Annotated in this window: 2 protein-coding genes; one reads left to right on the forward strand and one right to left on the reverse strand. The window is 70.1% G+C overall.

Going from position 1 to position 2619, the window contains the following annotated elements:
* Positions 1-793, reverse strand: a 793-nt coding sequence (gene rfbD, locus AC08OP_RS23880) for a dTDP-4-dehydrorhamnose reductase (protein WP_476616226.1), incomplete at its 3' end; no start/stop codon positions are given.
* Positions 794-955: 162 nt separating this feature from the next.
* On the opposite strand from rfbD, the gene AC08OP_RS23885 reads away from it, so the two are divergent.
* Positions 956-2619 (forward strand): glycosyltransferase family 39 protein (locus AC08OP_RS23885; RefSeq protein ID WP_476616227.1); only part of this gene is annotated, 1664 nt, incomplete at its 3' end.

The following is a 2619-nucleotide window of genomic DNA, read 5'->3' on the forward strand; positions in this document are numbered from 1 at the left end:
GCACCGCGTAGGCCGGGCGCCGGGCCGGGCGGGGAAATGCCTCCGTCGTCGTCGGCGTCACCTTGACCGGGTCCTGGCCCAGCGCGGCGACGATCTCGCGGGCGAAGCCGAACCACGTGGTCTCGCCGGCGTTCGTGCAGTGGTAGACGCCGGTCGGTGCCGCCGAGGAAGCGAGCTCGATCAACCCCGACGCGAGATCAGACGACCAGGTCGGCGAGCCCACCTGATCGTCCACAACGGACAGCGTGTCCCGCTCACGGGCCAGTCGCGAGATCGTCTTCACGAAGTTGCTGCCGGTCCGGCCATAGACCCATGCGGTGCGCACCACGTACGAGGCATCGGGCAGCAGGCCTCGGACAGCCTCCTCCCCAGCCAGTTTCGTCCGGCCGTATGCCGAGACGGGACCGGTAGGATCGTCGACCTCGTAGGGCTTGGCGGCCCGCCCGTCGAAGACGTAGTCAGTCGAGATGTGGATCAGGGTCGCGCCGACCTCGGCGCAGGCTGCGGCGAGGTGCGCCGGCCCCGTGGCGTTGACCGCGTAGGCGCCAACCTCGTCCGACTCCGCCGCGTCGACGTTTGTCCAAGCCGCCGTGTTGAAGACGACCAGCCCACCCTGGGTCTTCGCGGGACGCGCCTGGTCGCGCAGGACGGCGCGCACCCGGGCCGAATCGGTGATGTCGAACTCCGCCCGGGTCAGACCGGCCCAGCCGTACACCCCGGAGTCCGGTTCCGCGGCTCGAGCCTCGAGCAGCCGGCAAAGGTCGGCCCCGAGCTGACCGGCGGCACCGGTCACGAGAAAACGCACCTTCCGAGTGTCGCAGACACCCTGACCCGCCCGGTTCAGGATCCACCCAGGATCAGCCCGTGTCGAGAAGAGGGCAACAGATAGTCGACGGTTACCCCACGCCGAGCTCGTCCGAACCTCTCACATCGGTCGTCTACGCTGGCGTCAACCATGGACGCCCCAGAACCGCCGATCATCGACCGTAGCTACACCCCCGGTCCCGCGCCTGATTCCGCGGCGGGGACCCGGCCGGCGGGGACCCGGCCGGCGACCGAGGCGCGAGGCGAGGCCGCCGAGGCGGTGTCGATGCCCGGTCCGCGACGCGTGCCGGTGTTACTGCTCCTCATCACGGCGGTTCACCTCGGCCTGCTGCTCAGCTACGCGTTCGTGTATCCGACCTGGACGGGATACGACGAGGCTCAGCACGTGGACATGGTCTACGGCCTGCAGCACGGAGTCGGCTGGCCCGCACCAGGCAAGAAGATCATCTCGGCGGGTGTAGCCGCGACCTCTGACGACTTCGACCGCGGCCGCTTCCAGGACATGTTCCAGGCCGGTGGGAAACAGCGGGGCTCCCCGTCCTTCGCCGAGATCGATCCGACGCCACGCGGCCAGCGCCAGGCGTTCGACGCCCTCGGTGGGGTTACCCCCGTCGGCGACGGCCGTCTCTCCAACCAGATGGTGCAGCATCCACCGTTGATCTACGTGGTCGGCGCCAGGCTGCTCGACGCCCTGCCGGGCTCCAAGCACTGGGCCTATGACCAGCAGGTCTTCGTCCTGCGTCTGTTGAACATCCTGGTGGTCGCGCCGCTGCCCCTGCTGGCATGGCTGGCGGCACGCCGCTTCGGACTGGATCAACCATCGGCTCTCGCCGCGGCGGCCCTGCCACTCGCCGTACCCGGGTTCACCAGGGTCGGTGCCACCTTCAACAATGACGGCATCCTGATGCTCGCCACCGGCGGGCTGACCGTCACCCTCGTGGGTGTGCTGCGCGGCGACATGCGTCGCCGCGCAGCCGCCTGGGCCGGGATCTGGTTGGGAATCGCCCTGCTGTCCAAGGCGTTCGCGCTGGCCCTGCCGGCCGTGATCGTCGCCGCCTATCTGGTCGGCTGGTGGCACCTGCGGCGTGCGGGCCGGCATGCACCGGAGCGGTCTGCGTATCCGGCCGGCCGACTTTTCGCGTCGTGTCGCGCGATTGGCTCCCTGCCATGGACGCCGGCCACGCTGGCGGTCGGCCTCGGGCTCGCCCTGGGAGGCTGGTGGTGGATCAGGAACTACGTCCTGTACGACGCCGTCCAGCCGAACGGGTGGGCGACGAACCCGCCGCGGCGGGAACCACTGCTGCTTCCGGACTCCTTTCTCACCTGGTTCTGGTACTTCTTCCGGACTATGATCAGCCGCTTCTGGGGCGGGCTCGGCCTGTTCGAGCCGCCCCAGCTCTCCCCGGTCGCCATCGTCGTGGCGACCGGGGCGGTCGTCGGACTGTGCGCGGCCGCGCTGGTCGCCGGACCACGCCGCGCCGCGCGGCCGGACCGGCTGGCGAGCGCTGCCAGGCCGGCGGTACTGCTGCTCCCGGTCGCTTTCGCCTACCTGATGGTCGGGCAGCGCAGCTGGGCGGAGTACCAGCAGTACACCCGCGGCATTGCCGTCCAGGGCCGGTATCTCTACCTGGGGCTGGTCGGTCTGGGGGTGGTGTTCGCTCTGGGCCTGCGCGCGGCGCTGCGCGGCCGGGAGCGACTGGCACCCGCCGTCACGCTGGTCAGCGCGCTGCTGATGCAGGGTCTGGGGCTGCTGGCGATCTGTTCGTACTACTGGTTGCCGCGCCAGGTGTCCTT

This window comes from Frankia sp. CeRuru1 (genome assembly GCF_977966315.1).